Genomic DNA, 446 nt, shown 5'->3' with positions numbered 1-446 from the left:
CCTCCATCCTGTCGCAGATCCGCAGCTACCAGAGCCAGATGGGCTCGGCTGCGCTCGGCCCGGCCGCCGACGTCGGCCAGTCCACCGCGATCCAGGGCCTGGCCGGCAGCGAAGCGGCCGGCGCTCCCCAGGGCACCAGCTTCAGCGAAACGCTGCGCGGCGCCCTGAACGGGGTCAACGAAGCGCAGCAGAAATCCGGCGCGCTCGCCAAGGCCTTCGAAATGGGTGACCCCAGTGCCGACCTGGCGCGCGTCATGGTCGCCTCCCAGCAGTCCCAGATCGCCTTCCGCGCCACCGTGGAAGTCCGCAACCGTCTCGTCCAGGCCTACCAGGACGTGATGAACATGCCGCTGTAAAGGTTGATACCGGATGGCACTCGCACTCACCAAGGACAGCTTCGCCCAGGGCGCCGACAAGGCCGGCGGCTGGTTCGACCGCATCCAGAG

The 446-nt window shown here is 68.4% G+C and carries 1 protein-coding gene; it reads left to right on the top strand.

Going from position 1 to position 446, the window contains the following annotated elements; all coding sequences use genetic code 11:
• Positions 1-356, top strand: a 356-nt coding sequence (fliE, locus tag L7A15_RS10595) for a flagellar hook-basal body complex protein FliE (protein ID WP_237212509.1), incomplete at its 5' end; no start/stop codon positions are given.
• Positions 357-446 lie beyond the last annotated feature (90 nt).

Source organism: Rothia nasimurium (assembly GCF_928391935.1).
Taxonomy (GTDB): domain Bacteria; phylum Actinomycetota; class Actinomycetes; order Actinomycetales; family Micrococcaceae; genus Rothia; species Rothia nasimurium_D.
The sequence above is the reverse complement of the archived record's forward strand: the minus strand, read 5'-3'. Positions and strand labels throughout refer to the sequence as shown.